Below are 20884 nucleotides of genomic sequence, written 5' to 3' on the forward strand. Positions count from 1 at the left end.
TTTAAAAGAATACAAAATGAATGAAATAAAAATATTTTGCCCAGCAACCATTGCCAATCTATCTTGTGGATTCGATGTACTTGGACTTTGCCTTGACAATGTAGGAGATGAAATGGTGGTTCGGAAATCAGCTGAAAAAGGAATACGAATTACCAAAATTGTTGGTGCTGATCTACCATTGGAAACCGAAAACAATGTATCGGGTGTCGCTGGATTAGCATTATTAGAAACGGTTAACCCTGACTTTGGTTTTGAGATCGAAATCTACAAAAACATCAAAGCGGGAAGCGGTATTGGAAGTAGTGCGGCAAGTTCAGCTGGAGCTGTTTTTGGAATCAATGCATTATTAGGTTATCCTTACCAAACTAAAGACTTAGTCCAGTTTGCCATGCAAGGCGAAAAGTTAGCCTGTGGTAATGCGCATGCTGATAATGTAGCTCCTGCCCTTTTGGGTGGATTTACCTTAGTTAGAAGTTACAGTCCATTAGATATTATTAAAATAGAAAGTCCTTCTGAATTATATGCCACAGTAGTGCATCCGCAAATCGAATTAAAAACTTCAGATGCTCGTTCAGTATTAAAACAAACCGTCTCTCTAAAAAGTGCTATTATGCAATGGGGAAATGTGGGCGGTTTAATTGCGGGATTATATACTCAAGATTACGATTTAATTGGACGTTCCTTACACGATGAAATTGTAGAACCTTTACGAAGTGTTCTCATTCCAGGATTTGATTCAATCAAACAAGCCGCTTTAGAAAATGGCGCTTTAGGTTCAGGTATATCCGGTTCAGGTCCATCAATTTTTGCATTGAGCAAAGGGGCAGCGACCGCAGAAAAAATTGCCAAAGCCATGTGTGAAGTATATGAAGCTATCAATCTACCTTATGAAATTCACGTTTCTAAAGTGAATTCAGAGGGAGTTAAAATTTTAAGTCAACAATAACAATATTGCTTACCCAAGCAATCACAATACAATGAAATATTACAGTTTAAACCACAACGCACCCAAAGTTTCTTTTGAAGAAGCGGTTATACAAGGATTGGCAACCGACAGAGGATTGTATTTCCCAGAGAAAATTACACCTTTACCTGCTGCATTTTTTGATACAATCGAAAATAAAAGCAACGAAGAAATTGCGTTTCAAGCCATTCAACAATTTGTTGGGAATGAAATTCCTGAAACTGAACTTCAAGCGATCATTAAAGAAACCTTATGTTTTGACTTTCCAGTGGTTGAAGTAGAAAAAGGAATCTATTCACTGGAGTTATTTCACGGTCCAACCATGGCATTTAAAGATGTAGGTGCACGATTCATGTCACGCTGCTTGGGCTATTTCAATCGCAATGACAAAACATCCAAAAACACGGTTTTAGTTGCAACTTCTGGTGATACTGGAGGAGCCGTAGCCAGTGGTTTTCTTGGTGTCAAAGGTGTCGAAGTGGTCATTTTATATCCATCTGGAAAAGTAAGTGACATTCAAGAAAGACAGTTAACTACTTTGGGGCAAAATATAAAAGCTCTCGAAATTGATGGCGTTTTCGACGATTGTCAAGACATGGTAAAAAAAGCATTTTTGGACGAAAGTCTAAAACATCACAATTTAACTTCGGCCAATTCTATCAATATAGCTCGTTGGTTACCACAAATGTTTTACTTTTTCTTTGCTTATAAAGCATTAAAAAACCAAAACAAACCTTTAGTATTTTCATGTCCAAGTGGTAATTTCGGAAATATTTGCGCAGGTATTATTGCAAAAAAAATGGGATTGCCAATTACACATTTTGTAGCTTCGACCAATGTTAACGATACCGTTCCAAGATTTTTAACAAACGGCATTTACGATCCAAAACCATCTATCGCGACAATTTCTAACGCTATGGATGTGGGTAATCCTAGTAATTTTATCCGAATCCAAGAAATGTATCAAAACGATTTGGAGCATTTCAAAACTGATTTTTCTTCGTATACTTTTTCAGACCAAGCCACATTGGAAGCGATGAAAAGTATATATGAAACCAATGAATATATTGCAGAACCTCATGGAGCGGTTGGTTACTTAGGATTGAAAAAAGAATTAGACAATTATCCAAATGCCATTGGAATATTTTTAGAAACCGCTCATCCAATCAAGTTTTTAGATGTAGTAGAACCTGCTCTGAACGTAAAATTGCCTATTCCTACACAAATTGAAAGTGTTTTAGGAAAAGAAAAAATAAGTACCAAAATTAAAACGTACGAAGAATTGAAGTCGTTTTTGGGATAAAATTCCTAGATTTATATTGAATACATTCGTATTCTGGTTGATTCTAGTTTCAAAATAAAAACTTTAGTATGATTGCAAAAGTATTAGCAGCAGACATTGCCTCATTAAATACACTAATCAATTCGGCCTATCGAGGCGAGTTTTCAAAAAAAGGCTGGACAACCGAAGCCCATATATTGGAAGGTAGCAGAACCACTGAGGCAGAATTACTTGAAATCATTCAAGATAAACACAATACTATTCTAAAATATTCAGAGCATAACAAAATTATTGGTTGTGTCCTTTTGAAAGCAAAAGAAAACGAATTGTATTTAGGAATGCTGACAGTTTCTCCAGAATTGCAAAATAGTGGTATCGGTAAAAAATTGTTGCAACAAGCTGAAGTTTTTGCCGCTGAATTGGGTCTCCCAAAAATTGTAATGACAGTAATATCCGTTCGTGAAGAATTGATTTCGTGGTACAAAAGAAATGGTTATGTGGATACAGGAGTAAGAGAGCCTTTCCCAGTGAGTGATGTTTTCAATCCAACAACACAAGAACCTTTAGAATTTATGGTGTTAGAAAAAATAATTTCATAATTACTGACTCAAACTCAAATAGGCTTTACCTAAATACGAAATAATATCCGAAGCGATAAACGATTGATAACCCGTTTCAGGAAAGGCAATATCTGCCGTCAGTCCGTGAAGATACACCCCTAATAGTGCTGCATTGATAGGTTCATACGACTGAGCTAACAAACTGGTAATCACTCCAGTCAAAACATCACCACTTCCAGCAGTTGCCAAAGCTGCATTACCTGTAGTATTTTGGTAGACCAATTCCCCATAAACAATATAGGTAGGCGCACCTTTCATTACTACAATTAATTGGTGTTTTTTAGAAAAGGCAATTGTTTTTTCAAATAGTTCAGCTTCCGAATTCCATTTCCCAATCAAACGTTCCAATTCTTTTAAATGCGGAGTTATAATTGTCTTAGGAGGTAATAATGACAACCAATCCGAATGCAATGCCAAAATATTCAACGCATCCGCATCAATGATTAAAGGAATTGAATTGTACTTCAAGAACTTGTACAATCCCTGTTGCGTAGCGATATCTTGACCCAAACCAGGTCCAATACCAATGGCATCAGGAACAATATCAAAATGAATTTTTGAAATACAACTATCTTGATCATCCGTCAACACCATGACTTCAGGTACCGCTATTTGTACGATATCATAACCACATTTAGGAATAAACGCAGTCACTAATCCACATCCGAACTTAATCGCTGCTTTAGATGACAGACATATTGAACCCATTTTTCCATAGCTTCCGCCAATCAACATAGCATGACCTTGAATTCCTTTATGAGTAGTAGCAATAATAGGTTGGTAAATTGAAGAAATTGTTTGCTTGTCAACAACAGTAGAGTGCATCATACAAAATAATTAATAATTAAAATTACAAAAAGATTCTCTACGCTATGTAACAAATTCAAATAACATTATTTGCAGCACCTTTCTAGGTCCTGAACACTAGTTGTCCCGCTATCCGCGCTACGCGGTAGCTAGCTCCTATCGGGGCTATTCAAGTCGTGGTGTATTTCAGTGGCAGTTCGCGGATGTATCTAAAACAAAAAACCCCGTTTGGTTAGAAACAGGGTTTTTAAAAGAAAGCGACGAACCGAGCCCTTTAGGGCGAACACGTCGATCCATTAAAAAAAATGAGCCTTGTCTATAAAGACAAGGCTCAATAAAGAAAGGCGACGACATACTCTCCCACATAACTGCAGTACCATCTGCGCAGGCGGGCTTAACTACTCTGTTCGGGATGGGAAGAGGTGAGCCCCGCCGCAATAACCACCTTAAGGTTGTTAGTGATTAGTTAGTAGTGATTAGTAATTAGTCTTACACTAATTACTAGTTACTGTTCACTAGTCACTGCTCGCGTCGAGCAAATATCTTAACATACTGAGATAAAGAAAAAAATTAAGAAAGTTTCTCCCTGCCCCTTGCGGGGCAGGAAAAGCGTACATAAGCTTACGGGTTATTAGTACTACTCGACTATGACATTACTGCCTTTACATCTATAGCCTATCAACGTGGTCATCTTCCACGACCCTTAAAAGAAATCTCATCTTGTGGTGGGTTTCGCGCTTATATGCTTTCAGCGCTTATCCCTTCCAAACGTAGCTACTCTGCGGTGCCCCTGGCGGGACAACAGATACACTAGAGGTTTGTCCAATTCGGTCCTCTCGTACTAGAATCAGATCCACTCAAATTTCTAACGCCCACAGTAGATAGAGACCGAACTGTCTCACGACGTTCTGAACCCAGCTCGCGTGCCACTTTAATGGGCGAACAGCCCAACCCTTGGGACCTTCTCCAGCCCCAGGATGTGACGAGCCGACATCGAGGTGCCAAACCCCCCCGTCGATATGAGCTCTTGGGGGAGATCAGCCTGTTATCCCCGGCGTACCTTTTATCCTTTGAGCGATGGCCCTTCCATGCGGAACCACCGGATCACTATGCTCTACTTTCGTACCTGATCGACCTGTATGTCTCTCAGTCAAGCTCCCTTATGCCATTGCACTCTACGCACGGTTACCAAGCGTACTGAGGGAACCTTTAGAAGCCTCCGTTACTCTTTTGGAGGCGACCACCCCAGTCAAACTACCCACCAAGCAATGTCCCCCGCATAGCGGGGTTAGGCCTCAGATAAACAAAGGGTTGTATTTCAACAATGACTCCACAACGCCTGGCGACGCCACTTCATAGTCTCCAACCTATCCTACACATCATTTATCCAAGGTCAATACTAAGCTATAGTAAAGGTGCACAGGGTCTTTTCGTCCCACTGCGGGTAAACGGCATCTTCACCGTTACTACAATTTCACCGAGCTCATGGCTGAGACAGTGTCCAGATCGTTACACCATTCGTGCAGGTCGGAACTTACCCGACAAGGAATTTCGCTACCTTAGGACCGTTATAGTTACGGCCGCCGTTTACTGGGGCTTCAATTCAATGCTTCTCCGAAGATAACATCTCCTCTTAACCTTCCAGCACCGGGCAGGTGTCAGGCCCTATACTTCATCTTACGATTTTGCAGAGCCCTGTGTTTTTGATAAACAGTCGCCTGGACCTCTTCACTGCGGCCAGCTTGCGCTGGCGACCTTTCTCCCGAAGTTACAGGTCTATTTTGCCTAATTCCTTAGCCATGAATCTCTCGAGCACCTTAGGATTCTCTCCTCGACTACCTGTGTCGGTTTGCGGTACGGGTACTTATTACCTGAAGTTTAGAGGTTTTTCTTGGAAGCCCTTAGGCGCACTATCTCTTTGACCGAAGTCTCCGAGTACTATCGTATTTCCCCAAGAAGCGTGGATTTGCCTGCGCTTCTTATAGGTAGGTACTTCAACGAACTATTCCGTCAGTTCGCGGCGCTTTCATCACTCCGTCACCCCATCACAGTAATAAGTAGTACGGGAATATTAACCCGTTGGCCATCGACTGTCCCTTTCGGGTTCGCCTTAGGTCCCGACTAACCCACAGCTGATTAGCATAGCTGTGGAAACCTTAGTCTTTCGGTGTGCGGGTTTCTCGCCCGCATTATCGTTACTTATGCCTACATTTTCTTTTCTAACCAGTCCAGCATACCTTACGATACACCTTCTACCCTGTTAGAATGCTCCCCTACCACTTGTATATAATACAAATCCATAGCTTCGGTACTATACTTATGCCCGATTATTATCCATGCTCGTCCGCTCGACTAGTGAGCTGTTACGCACTCTTTAAATGAATGGCTGCTTCCAAGCCAACATCCTAGCTGTCTGGGCAGACAAACCTCGTTCTTTCAACTTAGTATAGATTTGGGGACCTTAGCTGATGGTCTGGGTTCTTTCCCTCTCGGACTTGGACCTTAGCACCCAAGCCCTCACTGCTGGTAAACATTATATAGCATTCGGAGTTTGTCAGGAATTGGTAGGCGGTGAAGCCCCCGCATCCAATCAGTAGCTCTACCTCTATATAACTTAAATCCAGCGCTGCACCTAAATGCATTTCGGGGAGTACGAGCTATTTCCGAGTTTGATTGGCCTTTCACCCCTACCCACAGGTCATCCGAAGACTTTTCAACGTCAACCGGTTCGGTCCTCCACTGTGTGTTACCACAGCTTCAACCTGCCCATGGGTAGATCACACGGTTTCGCGTCTAACACTACTGACTAAAGCGCCCTATTCAGACTCGCTTTCGCTACGGATCCGTGACTTAACCACTTATCCTTGCCAGCAACGTTAACTCGTAGGCTCATTATGCAAAAGGCACGCCGTCACCCCACTAAAGGGCTCCGACCGCTTGTAAGCGTATGGTTTCAGGATCTATTTCACTCCGTTATTCACGGTTCTTTTCACCTTTCCCTCACGGTACTGGTTCACTATCGGTCTCTCAGGAGTATTTAGCCTTAGCGGATGGTCCCGCCAAATTCAGACAGGGTTTCACGTGCCCCGCCCTACTCAGGATACCACTATCCTTTACACTCATTACCTATACGGGACTATCACCCTCTTTGGTCCTACTTTCCAGTAGATTCTAGTTCTTTGTGCAAGAAATGTCGTGGTCCTACAACCCCAACATTGCCGTAACAACATTGGTTTGGGCTAATCCGCGTTCGCTCGCCACTACTTACGGAATCACTTTTGTTTTCTTCTCCTCCGCCTACTTAGATGTTTCAGTTCAGCGGGTTTGCCCACCTATCGGTGTACTATGTCTTCAACATAGTGGGTTGCCCCATTCAGGTATTTACGGATCGTATCGTGTGTGCCAATCCCCGTAACTTTTCGCAGCTTATCACGCCTTTCATCGCCTCTGAGAGCCTAGGCATCCCCCATACGCCCTTATTTTGCTTATTGTACCAACATATTACTTAAAATATGCCGTTTCTTTTACTTGTCTAATGATAAACAAGTAAAAATGTTTTCTACTTTATTATTTTCTTATCTCAATATGTCAATGAACGTGTGTGCTAAATCTAATTAGCATCTTGTGGAGAATAACGGAGTCGAACCGTTGACCTCCTGCGTGCAAGGCAGGCGCTCTAGCCAGCTGAGCTAATCCCCCGTGTTTTAGTTGTCAGTTATCAGTCGTCTGTTGACAGTATAATGATAAAGACAACATCCATCGGATGACTCAACTTCTAAAATTTCCATAAGCTAAAAAATAGTAGTCCCGCCCAGACTCGAACTGGGGACCCCTACATTATCAGTGTAGTACTCTAACCAGCTGAGCTACGAGACTCTGTTTTTTACTTATTTGTATTATTTGAACTAACAGCAAGAGTAATATTATCATGAAATTCAATCCCATGTCGATCTATCGTCTTCTTTCTTGAAAGTGTTACCAAAATAACTAACATTCAAGCTCTAGAAAGGAGGTGTTCCAGCCGCACCTTCCGGTACGGCTACCTTGTTACGACTTAGCCCTAGTTACCAGTTTTACCCTAGGCAGCTCCTTGCGGTCACCGACTTCAGGCACCCCCAGCTTCCATGGCTTGACGGGCGGTGTGTACAAGGCCCGGGAACGTATTCACCGGATCATGGCTGATATCCGATTACTAGCGATTCCAGCTTCACGGAGTCGAGTTGCAGACTCCGATCCGAACTGTGACCGGTTTTGTAGATTCGCTCCTGGTCACCCAGTGGCTGCTCTCTGTACCGGCCATTGTAGCACGTGTGTAGCCCAAGGCGTAAGGGCCGTGATGATTTGACGTCATCCCCACCTTCCTCACAGTTTACACTGGCAGTCTTGTTAGAGTTCCCGACTTGACTCGCTGGCAACTAACAACAGGGGTTGCGCTCGTTATAGGACTTAACCTGACACCTCACGGCACGAGCTGACGACAACCATGCAGCACCTTGTAATTTGTCTTGCGAAAGATCTGTTTCCAAATCGGTCAAACTACATTTAAGCCTTGGTAAGGTTCCTCGCGTATCATCGAATTAAACCACATGCTCCACCGCTTGTGCGGGCCCCCGTCAATTCCTTTGAGTTTCATTCTTGCGAACGTACTCCCCAGGTGGGATACTTATCACTTTCGCTTAGCCACTGAGATTGCTCCCAACAGCTAGTATCCATCGTTTACGGCGTGGACTACCAGGGTATCTAATCCTGTTCGCTACCCACGCTTTCGTCCATCAGCGTCAATCCATTAGTAGTAACCTGCCTTCGCAATTGGTATTCCATGTAATCTCTAAGCATTTCACCGCTACACTACATATTCTAGTTACTTCCTAATAATTCAAGTTTAACAGTATCAATGGCCGTTCCACCGTTGAGCGATGGGCTTTCACCACTGACTTATTAAACCGCCTACGGACCCTTTAAACCCAATGATTCCGGATAACGCTTGGATCCTCCGTATTACCGCGGCTGCTGGCACGGAGTTAGCCGATCCTTATTCTTACAGTACCGTCAAGCTCCCTCACGAGGGAGTGTTTCTTCCTGTACAAAAGCAGTTTACAATCCATAGGACCGTCATCCTGCACGCGGCATGGCTGGATCAGGCTTGCGCCCATTGTCCAATATTCCTCACTGCTGCCTCCCGTAGGAGTCTGGTCCGTGTCTCAGTACCAGTGTGGGGGATCTCCCTCTCAGGACCCCTACCCATCGTCGCCATGGTAAGCCGTTACCTTACCATCTAGCTAATGGGACGCATGCTCATCTTTTACCGTTGGAACTTTAATGTGAAAACCATGCGATTCTCACATACTATGAGGTATTAATCCAAATTTCTCTGGGCTATCCCTCTGTAAAAGGTAGATTGCATACGCGTTACGCACCCGTGCGCCGGTCTCTAGCTCCGAAGAACTATACCCCTCGACTTGCATGTGTTAAGCCTGCCGCTAGCGTTCATCCTGAGCCAGGATCAAACTCTTCATCGTATATTATGCGAAGCAAATAAATTTGCTTCTATTTATTATGACAATGATCTAATGGTCTTTTTCGAATCTTACGATTCTATTACTCTTTAATTTGTTTTGAGATCTCTCTCAAAACGGCTGTCAATTCAATATGTCTAGGAACGTGTCTAACTTGTTTGTTGCGCTTATCTCTCAAAGCGGGTGCAAAAGTACAACTTCTTTTTTATCTCGCAAGTCTATTTGAAAATTTTTTAGAAAAAATACTTTCTTTTTTAACTCACTCAACTTACTTAAGAACTTGGCTCCTTTTGGGGAGGGCAAAGATAATTACTTTTTTATCTCTAGCAAATTTTTTACAAGTAAAATTTCTTTTATCTCCTTTTGTTTGCTTTTCAATATCTATGTAAGAACCTCGCCTTTATTGCGGGTGCAAAAGTACAACCTAAATCCACTCTGGCAAGTATTTTTTGAGTTTATTTTGCAGCTTTTTCTTAACTGGCTGATTCCCCGTTTTGTAAATACCAAAGTTTTTTATCAATTGGGAATTGTAAAGGTTGAATTAGAAGGTTCAAACAACAAAAATTCGATAAAGAATGTTGAATGTTGAACTTTGATATAGGTGTTTTCATCACAAACCGCGTTAGGGATAGAAGCGAAAAGCCCACAGCGCAGCGAGGACTTGTAGCATATAGCCCGGCCTAGTTTGCGAGGCTACGAGGCAAACCAGGTAACGCACTAGTGCTTAAAAATTCGAAGTTTATTTATTGGCAGCATTTACCTTTGCTTGCCAAGCAGTACTTAAATCGAAAAAATCTACTTTAATTGCAGGGGGTTGGTTTTGCAAACGACCGGTTTCGAAGGCGTACACTAATATGGATTCAATGAGATAATCTTCATTGTTTTGATACGGATCGTATTTGGTTTTTAAATTGATATCAAACAGTTTTGCCGTAACATTGGACCAAAATGCTTTCCAACCACTTTTTAAGTTAGTGATCAAATCGTAAGTAGTGGTGCCGGTTTGACGATGAATTAGTTTGACAAGAATTTGTCCTTGTTTGCGAGATAGCTTTTTTAGTTTTGCTTCAAACTCGTTGGTTAAATAATTCTCAACTATCTTGAAGTATTTCTTTTTTTCTTTTTCCGTTTTCAAATTGGCCATGCCACGATTTAAAGCGGTCAATCGCTCGGCAGTAATTTTAGCATAAGGATATACTTTTAACACTCGGTTTTGAAGTAATTGAAATTGCTTTCTGGCTTCAATATCCAATTTTTCTTTTCGAACAATGATTTCAGGAAGTTCAATGGTGTCATTTAAAATGGTATCGTTTTCTACTGTAAGATCAGACTCTTTTTGTATTACCTGCGCTTGAACGGCTGTCGATAGAAATGCGAAGCCAATTAGAAATAGAATGCGTTTCATTTGTGAAAAATTTAATTACAAAATTAGGCATTCTATACACAACTGTAATGCCAAATTTATAATTTAGCAAAAAAATATTTTATGAGCACTACATCTATATTAAACGAAAAATCGATTGCCTTTTTAGAAAGTTACCTTAATAATGCCTCGCCTACTGGTTTTGAAGCCGAAGGTCAAAAAATTTGGATGGATTATGTAAAACCCTATGTGGATACGTTTATTACTGATACGTATGGCACTGCTGTAGGAATCATTAATCCTGATGCTCCTTATAAAGTAGTTATTGAAGGGCATGCTGATGAGATTGCCTGGTATGTAAATTATATTACGGATGACGGATTAATATATGTAATAAGAAACGGTGGCTCTGACCATCAGATTGCACCTTCTAAACGTGTTAATATTCATACTAAAAACGGCATTGTAAAAGGTGTTTTTGGTTGGCCAGCCATCCATACTCGTAACCGAGGAAAAGAAGAACCAGCCAAAACCGATAATATCTTTATTGATTGCGGTTGCGAAAATAAAGAACAAGTTGAAAAATTGGGCGTACATGTGGGTTGTGTTATTACTTACCCTGACGAATTCATGGTCTTGAACGAAAATAAATTTGTTTGTCGCGCGATAGACAACCGTATGGGCGGATTTATGATTGCCGAAGTAGCGCGTTTGTTGCACGAAAACGGCAAAAAATTACCTTTCGGATTGTATATCACCAACTCGGTGCAAGAAGAAGTAGGATTGCGTGGAGCTGAAATGATTACACAAACCATCAAGCCTAATGTGGCTATTGTAACTGATGTTTGCCACGACTCTACCACTCCAATGATTGACAAGAAAATTGAAGGAGAGACAAAAATTGGTAAAGGACCTGTTGTTACTTACGCTCCTGCTGTTCAAAATAATTTAAGAGAATTAATTCTAAATACGGCCACCGAGAAAAAGATTCCTTTTCAACGACTAGCTTCGTCTCGAGTGACTGGAACAGACACAGATGCTTTTGCGTACAGCAATGGCGGTGTGGCTTCGGCGTTGATTTCGCTTCCATTGCGATACATGCACACGACAGTAGAAATGGTGCATCGCGAAGATGTGGAAAATGTCATTCAATTGATTTATGAAACCTTATTGAAAATAGAGAACGAAGAAACTTTTTCGTATTTCAAATAATAGTTTCTATTGGAGCTATTCCCGCTTTCCGCTCTATCTTTATAGTTTAGCTTCGGAAGCCTCAGCTAAATACTATAAAGGATGCCGCTGCAATCGGGGCTAAAAAAAACCGCAATTCAAAACAATTGAATTGCGGTTTTTTTATTTAAGCTAAATGAAGTTTATCTGTTTTCTAAAAACGCCACTACATTCTTTTCGATTCGCTCATTAATATTACTAATATCCGCTTTTATAAATTGTTCTCCCAAGATATTTTCATACAACTCAATATATCGTTCAGAAACCGATTCGATGTAGGTATCAGTCATATCTGGAATTTGTTGTCCTTCTTGTCCTTGAAAACCATTTTCAATCAACCAACGACGAACAAATTCTTTAGACAATTGTTTTTGTTCTTCGCCTTTGTCTTGTCTTTCTTGATAGCCTTCTGCATAAAAATAGCGAGAAGAATCAGGAGTATGAATTTCGTCAATTAATACAATTTGCCCGTCTTTGGTCTTACCAAATTCATATTTAGTATCCACCAAAATCAAACCTCGGCTAGCCGCAATTTCAGTTCCTCTTTGAAACAAAGCGCGGGTGTATTGTTCTAAAACCAAATAATCTTCTTCGGTAACAATTCCTTTCGACAAAATAGCTTCTCTCGAAATATCCTCATCATGAGAACCATTATCCGCTTTGGTTGTTGGGGTGATTATAGGAGTTGGAAATCGGTCGTTTTCTTTTAATCCTTCTGGCATGGTTACTCCGCAAAGTATTCTTTTACCCGCAGCATATTCTCGTGCTGCATGACCCGAAACATAACCACGAATCACCATTTCTACTTTAAAAGGCTCGCACAAATGACCAACTGCAACATTAGGATCAGGTGTTGCGATTAACCAATTGGGAACGATGTCTTGTGTCATTTTCATGAATTGTGTAGCAATTTGATTCAGGATCTGTCCTTTGTACGGAATTCCTTTTGGCAATACCACATCAAAAGCAGATAATCTATCCGTTGCAATCATGACCAATAGATCATCATTTATATTGTATACTTCACGAACTTTTCCACGATAAACTGATTTTTGTCCTGGAAAATTAAAGTTAGTAGTTGTAATTGTTGAACTCATTATTTTATTGTGTTGTTTCGAATTGCGGCAAATTTAGCATTAATTCATGGAGAATAAAATTATTTATTTAGCAAAGTAGAATTGAATAAATCCAAGATTCTACCATATTCATCCACCCATGAATACGTTTCTTTAAATCCATGTGACTCAACAGGAAAACTAGCTAGACTCCATTTTTTCTTCCCTAATTCAATAAATCGTTGCGATAAACGTACAACATCTTTGTATTCTACATTATCATCTACCATGCCGTGAAGCATCAATAAATTGCCTTCTAAATTATTAGCAAAATAAATAGGTGAACTTTTTTTATAAGCATCCGGATCGGTTTCAGGGAAATTCAAAATATTCCCAGTATAGCCGTGGTTGTAATGTGCCCAATCAGTTACCGAACGTAAAGCGGCTCCAGCGGCAAATTCTTTAGGTGTAGTTAGCATTCCCATTAAAGTGATAAAACCTCCGTATGAACCTCCATATATCCCTACTCTATTTGGATCTACTCCATAATTTTGAACTAAGAAATTTTTTCCATCGATTTGATCGGAAAGATCTTTACCTCCCATAAAACGATAAATACCAGTTCTCACATCTCGTCCGTATCCATCACTTCCTCTATAATCAATATCCAAAACAGTATAACCTAAATCAGTCAGCAAATTATGGAACATATATTCTCTATGATACGTACTCCAATGATTATGCGCATTTTGCAAATAGCCCGCTCCATGGACAAAAATAACAGCGGCTTTATTAGCTTGATTTCTATTTGGTGTATACAAACGAGCATTGACTGGTGTTCCGTCTTGTGCTTTGAAAGTAATCACTTCTGGACTTCTCCAATTATATTCCTGGAATGCTGCAGTAGTCGAAAACGTAATTTGATTTAAAGAACTTCCTTTCTTATTGGTAGCCCAATACAATTCCCAAGGTTTGTTTTTGTATGAATAACGAACTAACAAGGTTTTCTCATCAGGTGAAAGACTCACTTCATGAGCACCGTCATTGGTTAATATAGGTTGCAAAATCGCATCCGAAACATTCATTTTGTACCACTCACGATTCCCTGGATGAGTGGTATTGGTAGTTAAGTAAAACGTTTTTTTATCTTTTGATAAATCTACACCACGAACTTCCCAGTTGCCTTGAGTTAGTTGTACTTTTTTATTGGTTCTTAAATTGTAGGTATACAAATGGGAATAACCTGTTATTTCTGACTGAAAGTAAATGGTTTCGTTATCGGCCAAAAAACCTAAAGTCCCAGAACTAAATGCATAGGACGGAATTCCGGGCCCACCAATCCAAGCCTCATCGTGTTGGTGTTCAATTTCTTTAAAACTTCCTGTAGCTAAATTCAAGTTAACCAACCAACGGTCCTTGTTATCTTGACTTCTAATTTCAACAATGGCATACGATCCATCTTGATTGTAAATTGGAGCTTGTGCTACAATCAGTTTGTCTTTCTTATCTAGATTTTTATTTTTTTCATACAATTTGAAATAATCAGGAACATCTTGAATATGACTCAAAGACGAAAAATTGACCATATACACTGTATCCTTTGCCACATTATAGATACCCATTTTTGTATTTACAAAATTATTAGTCGAAACTTTTGTTTTGGTATCTCTGAATTTGTTATAGCCATCGGCTGTAATAAAAAGCTCCATTTCTTCTTGTTTTACCTCAGCTTCTTCTCGTAAACGGAAAGTAACAAAATCTCCCTTCGGACTGGCTTTGGTACTTTCAATACTGTTTTTTCCAAAGAAATACGGTTTTGGAAAATCTGATTTTGCATCATCATTAGCTGTATTCCATTTCTCTTTTTGTTCTTGGTCCCTAACAAATTGAAACAATTCTTTTTGTTGCTCTTTCAAAAAAGATTCTTTTTCTTTTGGCTTTTCCTCTGATTTTCCCTTTTTAAAATTGGTCAACTGAACCAATGACCCAAGTTTGGTATCGAATTTAAAAAGATTATCACTTTGTTTAAAATAAACAACCCCTTCCTCTTTTCCTATCTGAAGATTGGAAACCGGCACACTATGCTGAAATAATTTTTTGATTTTTTTATCTTTAATGGCATACGAATACAGTTGTCCTTTGTCTATGTAGTAATAGATTCCGCTACCTTCTTTTTCCACAAATCGAATTTTCGAAAACCTAGCTTCCTCTTTAGACGCTTTTTGTGGAGCTTTCATTCCTTTTTTCCAATAGTAAGTCAAATTACCCCATTCTTTATTCGGATTCCAATCAAAATAAATGGTCGATCCATCCAAAGACCATCTTTCATTTTCAGGGAGATTCCCAATGAAATCATTTCCTTTCATTATTTCTTCCAGCTTCAATGATTGTGCTTGGAAAATAGTGGACCAAAAAATACAAATAAAAAGTAGTAAGATTTTTTTCATCGTTTTTTAAATTAATTCTTTAATAATAAATCGGAAAGATAATTAGCCACTCCATCCTCGTGATTAGTAGCGATTACTTCCATATGAGATAATTTGTTTTTTAAAGTGTCTGGTGCATTGCCCATAATCAGTCCTTTACCAGAAGTCACCAGCATCATTTCATCATTAAACCCATCTCCAAAAGAAATGGCATGGCTAAAATCTAAATTCTCTTTTTCTAAAATTTTTGCAATTGCATGGCTTTTGTCGACATTTTTATCCATGAATTCAAGGCAAATAGGCAGACTAAATGCATGATTGAAAGTTTCAGGATGGTGCTCTAAAATCAAATCCCGAAGAGCCATTAATTTCTCTTGATTTTCGTGGGTAAAGAAAATTTTAATGGCTTCAAAATCCTCTAACTCCTCGAAATTTACTAATTCACGATGGTATGTAACTTCTTTGGAAAAGCTATTTAATTTTTCATTGTGTATGTTCGTTTGCCAAACTTCTTCCTTAAATAAAACTGTAGTTATGTCTGGGTCAATGTCTAACGCCAAAATGGATTTTACTAGTTCGCTTTCCATATTGACTGAAAAAAGCAATTCTTTTTCAGGCGAATGAATTCTGGCGCCATTTGAAGTAACTAAATATAAGGGTACCTCTAATTTTTCGACTAAAGGCATGGCATCCAAATGATGGCGACCTGTAGCTACAACAATTAAATACTTTTGTTGGTGCAATTCTTGAAAAACCGATTTTGTATAGTCTGAAATTACGTGATGTTGATTCAATAAAGTACCGTCTAAATCACTGATAATAACCTTCGTGTTTGCTTTAATCATCCTATAACTCCCCTACTTAATTAATCGTTATTCTCAATTTTTTTATAGGCTTCGATTACTTTTTTAACCAATCGGTGGCGCACCACGTCTTTGTCATCCAAATAAATAATCCCAATACCGTCGACATCTTTCAACACTAACAATGCTTCTTTTAAACCTGAGATAGTGCGACGAGGCAAATCAACCTGACCTGGATCTCCCGTAATCATGAACTTAGCATTCTTACCCATACGAGTTAAAAACATTTTCATTTGAGAATGCGTGGTATTTTGTGCCTCATCTAAAATCACAAAAGCATTATCTAAAGTTCGTCCACGCATGAAGGCCAGAGGAGCAATTTGAATAATTCCTTTTAAAATATAATCTTCAATTTTTTCATTGGGCAACATATCGCGCAACGCATCGTATAAGGGTTGCATGTAAGGATCCAATTTCTCCTTCATGTCACCAGGTAAGAAACCAAGGTTTTCTCCTGCTTCAACCGCAGGACGAGTCAATATTATGCGTTTGACTTCTTTTTCTTTTAATGCTTTAACCGCCATTGCCACACCTGTGTATGTCTTTCCAGTACCAGCAGGTCCCACAGCAAAAACCATATCGTTTTTGGTCAAAGTATCAACTAATAATTGTTGATTAGGTGTTAACGCTTTGATCAACTTTCCTCCTACTCCATGAACTAATATTTTGTCATGACCATTGATATTTCGTTCGTCTTGACCATCGCCCAAAATAACGCGTTCAATGACATTATCATCAATATTGTTGTAGCGAGTAAAATGCAACATCAAGCGTTGAAATCGTTTTTCAAACTCATCTAGAACCTCTTTTTCGCCAAAAGCTTTGAGGGTTGTCCCACGAGCCACAATTTTTAATTTGGGATAGTATTTTTTAATCGTTTCCAAATGAGCATCCTGATCACCCCAAAATTCTTTAGGAGCAATGTCAACTAATTCAATGATTCTTTCGTTCAAATTGGGAGTTTTTAGAGTATTAATTCGTCTTGAAGCAACCGTTAAATCAATTAAAATTCCGAAATAGAAAAAATTTTTCTTTATTTCGTTTTTGAATTTACTATTGTTAGCTTTGCATTTCTCAAATTTAATGAAATTTAGGCTTACCCAAACTCAATAGTTATAAACAAAATTATGTCAATAATTACCCTTACTACCGATTACGGCTTGAAAGATCACTTTGTAGGTGCTCTTAAGGGTAAAATTATATCGGAATATCCTGAAGTTAACATTATTGATATCTCACACGACATTGATCCATTTAACATACTTGAAGCGAGTTATATTATTGGCGCTGCCTATAGTAGTTTTCCCAAAGGAACGGTACATATTATTGGCGTAGATAGTGAACGAAATAAAGAAAACCAACACATTGCCATCCAATGGAATGATCAATATTTTATTGGAGCCGACAATGGGATTTTGAGTATGCTTACGCAAAAAGTAGTCCCTCAAAAAATGGTGGCTATCACCATTCACGATCGTTTGCATACTGATGCATCTGATTTAGATGTGTTTGTAAAAGTGGCTTGCCATTTGTCTAAAGGTGGTTTGTTGAATGTAATTGGAAAAGAAATCGTTCAATTAAAATCGGTAACTGGTTTACAGGCGAGTGTGGCCAATGACTTTAACTCTATCAAAGGCAATGTAATTTACATCGATCATTTTGGGAATGTTGTGACCAATATCTCCAAAAAACAATTTTTGGATGTAGCCAAAGGCAGACCTTATGAAATTGTCATGAAAACTAAAAATATCAAAACGATTTTACCTAATTATTCAGCTGTGGCAACCAATGAAAATTATGCCATAAAGAATTATGAGGGAGAAAAATTAGCTATTTTTAACGAAGCGGGTTTTTTAGAAATCGCTATTTTTAGAAGTAATCCTTCAAAAATTGGTTCGGCCAATAGTTTACTCGGATTAAGTTACAGAGATGTGGTTTTGATTCAATTTAAAAACTAATTCGGCTATGTTTGTTCGAATCGTTAAGTTGAGTTTTCACCCAGAAAATATTCCGGTATTTCTTGAAAATTTTGAATTGGTTAAAAATCAAATACGAAATTTCCCCGGAAATCGTTTATTAGAATTGTATCAAGACAAAACAAATTCTTCCATTTTCTTTACCTACAGTTATTGGGAAAGCGAAGAAGATTTGGAAAACTATAGAAAATCAAAATTATTCAATGAGGTTTGGGATTTTACGAAGAAACTATTCAATGATAAACCCGAAGCTTGGAGCGTTGACAAATTAGACCGTTTAGTGTAAAACAAAAACAGATGAAATCAATCGTATTACGTGAAATAAAATCATTCTTTGGTTCGCCAATTGGGTATTTGGTGATTGCCATTTTCCTTATTTTGAACGGACTCTTTCTTTGGGTGTTTGAAGGAGATTATAATATATTAAATTCGGGTTTTGCTGATTTGACTCCTTTTTTCACCTTGTCACCTTGGATTCTCGTTTTCTTAATTCCTGCGGTTACCATGCGTAGTTTTTCGGATGAAAAAAAACAGGGTACTTTGGAATTGTTATTAACCAAACCTTTAAGTGTTTGGGAGATTGTAAATGGGAAATTTTTGGGGGCAGTACTTTTGATTTGCATCGCAATTATACCCACATTTATCTATGTAGCGGCCATTTCTTGTTTTGGAATGCCTGAAGGAAATATTGATATGGGAAGTACCTTGGGTTCCTATTTTGGCTTAGTTTTCTTGGTTGGCGCATATGCCGCAATTGGACTATTTACCTCGACACTTTCAGACAACCAAATTGTTGCATTCATCATTGCGGTATTTCTATGCTTTTTGTTCTATTTTGGTTTTGAAGCATTGGCTACTGTTTTACCCACTTTTTCAAATACAATTGCCTACTTAGGCATGCAAGACCATTTTAAAAGTATGAGCCGTGGTGTTTTGGACACTCGCGACATTCTCTATTTCAGTAGTATTATTATAGTGTTTCTTTCCTTGACGGTTAACCAATTAAAATCATTTCAATCGCAATGAATACTGTAATTAAAAATAGGCTAAAATCAGTTGGAATTACACTATTCCTTCTATTGGTTATAAACACCATTGGTAGTTTCTTTTTCTATCGATTGGATTTGACCAAAGACAAAAGATACACCTTGTCTTCAACGTCATTAAACATTATTGAACAAGTTAAAAACCCATTGTATATCAAAGTATATATGCAAGGTGAATTACCTTCTGAATTCAAACGACTCCAATTGGAAACCCGTCAAATGCTAGAAGAATTTCAAGGATATAATTCTAATATTGTTTTCGAATTCATAGATCCTTTGGAAGATGAAGCTACAAGCATGGATAACATCAAAGAATTGTACCGCAAAGGCCTTACTCCTATCAATATTTCTGTAGATGACAAAGGAAAACAATCGCAAGCTATGGTTTTTCCTTGGGCTATTGCTGTCTACGATAATAAAGAAGTTAATATTCCTCTTTTGAAAAATATCATGGGGGCTTCGACTACAGATAAGATTATTGGATCCGTGCAACATTTGGAATATTCTACAGCTGATGCGTTGTATAAAATTACGAACTACAAGCAGAAAAAAATTGCAATTATTAAAGGAAATGGTGAATTGCACGAAGCGTATATTGCCAAATTTTTATTGCAAACCAAAGAGAGCTACCACATTGGTCCGTTTACTTTGGATTCTGTTGCCAAACAACCTTTAAATTCTTTAACCGAATTAAAAAAATACGATTTAGCCATTATAGCCAAACCCACTGAAGCTTTTTCTGAAAATGAAAAACAAGTACTGGATCAATATATTGTAAATGGAGGAAAAACGATTTGGTTAATCGATCAGGTAGTGGCAGAAATGGATAGTTTATACAGTCCTACTGGCAGTGCTTTAGCGTTTCCAAGAGATTTAAACTTAAATGATTTTTTCTTTAAATACGGTGTCCGAATTTATCCTGATTTAGTCAAAGACGAACAAGGAAGTCCAATAAAACTAGCTACTGGAGAACAAGGGAATGCCACTCAATATCAAGAATTCAATTGGAAATTTGCACCACAGGTCTATTCGCAAAGTAATCACCCCATTGTAAAAAACTTAGGCGGTATCAAATTTGATTTTGCCAATGCGATTGACACCCTTAAAAACGGTATCAAGAAAACCGTTTTATTGCAATCCTCTCCCTATTCGAAACGAATAGGAACGCCTACCGAAATCAATTTGAATAGCGTTAACGAAGAAACTAGCCCAGCTGATTATTTGAACAAAGGCCATATTCCGTTAGCGGTTTTGTTAGAAGGAAAATTCCATTCCATGTTCGAAAACCGTATTTTGGCTTTTGACCAAAATAATTTTCAAGCCAAAGGAAAATCGAGTAAAATGATTGTTATTTCGGATGGTGATATCATTAAAAATCAATTGGATAAAAATGGAATACCTGTAGAATTAGGTTACGATCAACGCTCCGGTAATTTGTATGACAACAAGGATTTATTAATGAATTGTGTCAATTATTTATTGGATGATACCGGACTTATTAACATTCGCTCCAAAGATTTAGATTTGCCTTTATTAGACAAAGAAAAAGTATATGAAAACTATACTAATATACAATTACTAACTATCGGGCTTCCAATAGCTATTTTAGGTGTTTTTGGCTTTCTGTTTTCTTTCCTAAGAAAAAGAAAATACAGCCGATAGATGTTAATAAAAATTTTTCCATACTAAACTAGTTTACGATATATTTGTAAAAAAGTATATCCCAAAAAATATAA

Annotated in this window: 14 protein-coding genes, 2 tRNA genes and 3 rRNA genes; 8 read left to right on the forward strand and 11 right to left on the reverse strand. The window is 38.5% G+C overall.

The window, feature by feature from the left end; genetic code table 11:
• The first annotated feature begins 16 nt into the window (after nt 1-16).
• The 3 genes from LPC21_RS08970 (at nt 17) to LPC21_RS08980 (ending at nt 2845) form a co-directional block, all read left to right on the forward strand.
• On the forward strand, nt 17-946 hold the full coding sequence (locus LPC21_RS08970; RefSeq protein ID WP_229316830.1) for a homoserine kinase: 930 nt from the start codon (nt 17-19) through the stop codon (nt 944-946).
• A 31-nt stretch (nt 947-977) separates the two neighbouring features.
• Nucleotides 978-2267, forward strand: coding sequence for a threonine synthase (thrC, locus tag LPC21_RS08975; RefSeq protein WP_229316831.1), 1290 nt, complete (start codon nt 978-980; stop codon nt 2265-2267).
• A 68-nt stretch (nt 2268-2335) separates the two neighbouring features.
• Nucleotides 2336-2845: a GNAT family N-acetyltransferase gene (locus LPC21_RS08980; RefSeq protein WP_229316832.1), complete on the forward strand. Its 510-nt coding sequence runs from the start codon at nt 2336-2338 to the stop codon at nt 2843-2845.
• Here LPC21_RS08980 and LPC21_RS08985 read toward each other — a convergent pair whose 3' ends face one another.
• The 7 genes from LPC21_RS08985 to LPC21_RS09015 form a co-directional block, all read right to left on the reverse strand.
• Nucleotides 2846-3694, reverse strand: coding sequence for an NAD(P)H-hydrate dehydratase (locus LPC21_RS08985; protein WP_338030330.1), 849 nt, complete (start codon nt 3692-3694; stop codon nt 2846-2848).
• Between the two features lie 318 nt (nt 3695-4012).
• Nucleotides 4013-4122, reverse strand: a 5S ribosomal RNA gene (gene rrf / locus LPC21_RS08990).
• 162 nt (nt 4123-4284) lie between these two features.
• Nucleotides 4285-7164 (reverse strand): 23S ribosomal RNA (locus LPC21_RS08995).
• Nucleotides 7165-7298: 134 nt separating this feature from the next.
• Nucleotides 7299-7372 (reverse strand) — tRNA-Ala (locus tag LPC21_RS09000).
• Between the two features lie 103 nt (nt 7373-7475).
• Nucleotides 7476-7549: transfer RNA gene (locus LPC21_RS09005), tRNA-Ile, on the reverse strand.
• Between the two features lie 129 nt (nt 7550-7678).
• Nucleotides 7679-9192: ribosomal RNA gene (locus LPC21_RS09010) — 16S ribosomal RNA — on the reverse strand.
• Together the 16S, 23S and 5S rRNA genes with 2 tRNA genes alongside form the textbook arrangement of a ribosomal RNA operon.
• A 736-nt stretch (nt 9193-9928) precedes the next feature.
• On the reverse strand, nt 9929-10594 hold the full coding sequence (locus LPC21_RS09015) for a DUF4294 domain-containing protein (protein ID WP_229316833.1): 666 nt from the start codon (nt 10592-10594) through the stop codon (nt 9929-9931).
• A gap of 81 nt (nt 10595-10675) precedes the next feature.
• On the opposite strand from LPC21_RS09015, the gene LPC21_RS09020 reads away from it, so the two are divergent.
• Nucleotides 10676-11764, forward strand: coding sequence for a M42 family metallopeptidase (locus LPC21_RS09020; protein WP_229316834.1), 1089 nt, complete (start codon nt 10676-10678; stop codon nt 11762-11764).
• Nucleotides 11765-11925: 161 nt separating this feature from the next.
• Here the strand turns inward: LPC21_RS09020 and LPC21_RS09025 are convergent, their stop codons facing one another.
• From LPC21_RS09025 to LPC21_RS09040, 4 genes are read right to left on the reverse strand one after another with little or no spacing between them, the layout of a single operon-like run.
• A complete protein-coding gene (locus tag LPC21_RS09025; RefSeq protein WP_229316835.1) occupies nt 11926-12879 on the reverse strand; it encodes a phosphoribosylaminoimidazolesuccinocarboxamide synthase in 954 nt (317 codons plus the stop codon).
• 59 nt (nt 12880-12938) lie between these two features.
• Nucleotides 12939-15284, reverse strand: a complete 2346-nt coding sequence (locus LPC21_RS09030) for a S9 family peptidase (RefSeq protein ID WP_229316836.1) — start codon at nt 15282-15284, stop codon at nt 12939-12941.
• Nucleotides 15285-15295: 11 nt separating this feature from the next.
• Nucleotides 15296-16108, reverse strand: coding sequence for a Cof-type HAD-IIB family hydrolase (locus tag LPC21_RS09035; protein WP_229316837.1), 813 nt, complete (start codon nt 16106-16108; stop codon nt 15296-15298).
• A 20-nt stretch (nt 16109-16128) separates the two neighbouring features.
• The gene (locus LPC21_RS09040; RefSeq protein ID WP_229316838.1) at nt 16129-17079 is read right to left on the reverse strand and encodes a PhoH family protein; all 951 of its coding nucleotides are present in this window, start codon (nt 17077-17079) and stop codon (nt 16129-16131) included.
• A gap of 174 nt (nt 17080-17253) precedes the next feature.
• Here LPC21_RS09040 and LPC21_RS09045 point away from each other — a divergent pair, with 174 nt between their 5' ends.
• From LPC21_RS09045 to gldG, 4 genes are read left to right on the forward strand one after another with little or no spacing between them, the layout of a single operon-like run.
• Nucleotides 17254-18084 (forward strand): SAM hydrolase/SAM-dependent halogenase family protein, encoded by an 831-nt coding sequence (locus LPC21_RS09045; protein WP_229316839.1) that lies wholly within the window; start codon nt 17254-17256, stop codon nt 18082-18084.
• Nucleotides 18085-18091: 7 nt separating this feature from the next.
• Nucleotides 18092-18388, forward strand: coding sequence for a putative quinol monooxygenase (locus LPC21_RS09050; protein WP_229316840.1), 297 nt, complete (start codon nt 18092-18094; stop codon nt 18386-18388).
• Between the two features lie 11 nt (nt 18389-18399).
• Nucleotides 18400-19128 carry a gliding motility-associated ABC transporter permease subunit GldF gene (gldF, locus tag LPC21_RS09055; RefSeq protein ID WP_229316841.1) on the forward strand — a complete coding sequence of 243 codons (729 nt, stop codon included), beginning with the start codon at nt 18400-18402 and terminating at the stop codon, nt 19126-19128.
• Nucleotides 19125-20810 (forward strand): gliding motility-associated ABC transporter substrate-binding protein GldG, encoded by a 1686-nt coding sequence (gene gldG / locus LPC21_RS09060; RefSeq protein WP_229316842.1) that lies wholly within the window; start codon nt 19125-19127, stop codon nt 20808-20810. The genes gldF and gldG overlap by 4 nt, the downstream gene beginning before the upstream one ends.
• Nucleotides 20811-20884: the final 74 nt, after the last annotated feature.

The sequence above is a fragment of the Flavobacterium ammoniigenes genome (assembly GCF_020886055.1).
In the GTDB taxonomy this organism is placed as follows: Bacteria; Bacteroidota; Bacteroidia; order Flavobacteriales; family Flavobacteriaceae; genus Flavobacterium; species Flavobacterium ammoniigenes.